This window comes from Vescimonas sp. (assembly GCF_057856985.1).
Genome location: NZ_DBLZXX010000040.1, coordinates 1 through 2,112, shown reverse-complemented (window position 1 = coordinate 2,112; position 2,112 = coordinate 1). Strand labels below are relative to the sequence as shown.

Here is a 2,112-nt window from a genome sequence, read left to right as displayed (position 1 = left end):
TTCAGGTCACAGCTGGCAAGCTGCAGAACGCTGTCCGCCTCCATCAGCGCCACAGCGGAGAGAATGTCGTTTGCGATGTAGCTGGAGCAATCAATGACCACATAGGGTAAGATCTCGCGGAGGCCGCGGATGAGCTCCTCTGCCTGCTGCTTGGTGCAGGGCGCATAGGTGTACTCGTTTTCTTTCTTGCGAAGGCCAAGCATCGTCAGGTGCGGCAGACGTTTTAGGGTATCTCACGGTTATGTGCTGGATCGTTCGTGGACCAGTCGCTGGGATAGTAGCCGCTCTCGCCGCGCTTGATGCAAATGAGCGCGCCGGTGTGGGGGAGGGTGGAGAAGCACAGCTCCGGCAGTCCATCCGCCAGCTTGGGGGAGAAAAGCTCCTGCTCCGTCTGGATGCTCCACTCGTCCGAGTTCCAAAGGTGGACATACAATTCACCGCCGTCATCCACGGAAATTTCCCGCTGCTCAAAGCCCTCACCCCAGCCGTCCGAAGCCTGTCCGGTGAGATATTCCTTTAAGATTTCCAGCTCTGTGTCCGATAATTCCCCGGCGACGCGGCATTCCGCCACGCCCCAGAGCTGTCGGTCACGCTTCTCCACGGTGAAGACGGCGGAGCGCACCTTGCGGTCAACGCTGTCGGCTTCATCATACCAATGCATGAGACCGCGCTCTGCCTCCTCCGGCATCCGGTTTTTCACCAGCGCCGCCGTAATCTGATCCTGATAGCCGCGCAGCTCGCGGCCCTCCAACAATGTGCTGCTATCGTCAAAGTCGCCGTACTCGTTCCGCTCGTAGAGATCGGCGGTCAAGGGCATGTAGAGCTTGAGGGTGGTCAGCTTGGGTGGCAGCGCCGTGAAGCTGTCCTCGCCGGGGATGAGTGCCAGCGACCTGCCGTTATCCCACTTCATGTGGATAGTGCCAATGTCATCCACGAAGTCCACTTCACCTTCCGTACCGGGAGCGATGGGAGCGTAGGGGTCTTCCATCGAATTGAGCCGGATGCGGGTGCCGGGGGGATACTGTTCCCTGATAAAATTCACCATTTTTCTGTCCATCATCGTTTCCTCCATGTTTTGCTCTCTGTCGTAAAACTCCAGCTCGTAGATCACGCCGCGATCTTGCTTTCGGGCATCCTTCACCCTGACCGTCGTACCATCAAAGATGTAATTGCCGGCTTTTCCAAAATCGGTGTAGAAGCCCTTGCCGTGGTTGCAGGTGGAGAAGGGATGCTCCGGCTGATTCTTGATCTTGGAATAGAAGCCCACCGTCTGCACCGTGGTCACCACACGGGTCAGCCCCACCATATCCGCGTGATTGGCGTGGCTGACGGTCTTGAACTCCACTCCGGGTCGGATGAACCGTTTCAGCTCGGCAAGGCTTTTGAATGCGACTGGCTCTCGCTGCTTTTTTGAGGCGTCCATTACATTCCCCCGAAAGTCATGCCCTGCTCGGGCCGAGGCTCGTGATCCTCCTGCCGGCAAGGGGCTTCCTCGCCGTAGAAGTCGAAGATCATGTCATCCACCTGCTTGCGGACGCTGGAATCGTCGGTCAGCACCTCGTACCGGAAGCCTGTGGTGGGGCGGTACGGCAACTCCTCACGCACGCAGCGGAGGAACTCGTCCGCACTCGTAAATTCCTGCGTGTCGCCGTTGGTGTAGGTCGTGCGACCGACCAGCGGCTTGTCCCGCGCCATGTTCTGCCGCTGGACATCCAGATCATAGGCCGTACAGTAGCAGTTATAATCTCCGGGGGACGGATTGCAGCGCAGGCAGTAGCGGTAATGCTCGGTTTCCACGATGTAGCCGTAGTTTTGTGTCCAGCCGCCGCTGATTTTGCCGCCGTGTTCATAGCAGAAACGCTCCATAGCGAAGCGGTTTTTCAGCACACTCTCCCGCAGCGTGTCCACGACCTCCTGCAGCTCCAGCTTGAATGCGGGGCTGTTCAGCTCCTCCGGGCCACGAGGCCACCATGTATGCCAGAACTCGTTGCCGCTGCGCCCGAAGTCCATCCGGACATGGCCAACGGTACCCAGCCGCTTATCTTCTTCGGGGTGCGGGGTATAAAATAAGCCCGCCTCCTCTGGGCGGGCAGGGCGGATATGAAATTGCGT

General features: G+C 58.6%; 1 protein-coding gene and 2 pseudogenes. All 3 read right to left on the bottom strand.

Translation table 11 applies throughout. The features are described from left to right. Positions 1–230: pseudogene (locus tag ACZM22_RS11120) on the bottom strand (ParA family protein); the annotation flags it as partial. Then, positions 224–1,045 carry a DUF4314 domain-containing protein gene (locus ACZM22_RS11115; RefSeq protein ID WP_489544117.1) on the bottom strand — a complete coding sequence of 274 codons (822 nt, stop codon included), beginning with the start codon at positions 1,043–1,045 and terminating at the stop codon, positions 224–226. The pseudogene ACZM22_RS11120 and the gene ACZM22_RS11115, both read right to left, overlap by 7 nt. A 377-nt stretch (positions 1,046–1,422) precedes the next feature. Continuing rightward, positions 1,423–2,112 (bottom strand): annotated as a pseudogene (locus ACZM22_RS11110) (hypothetical protein); the annotation flags it as partial.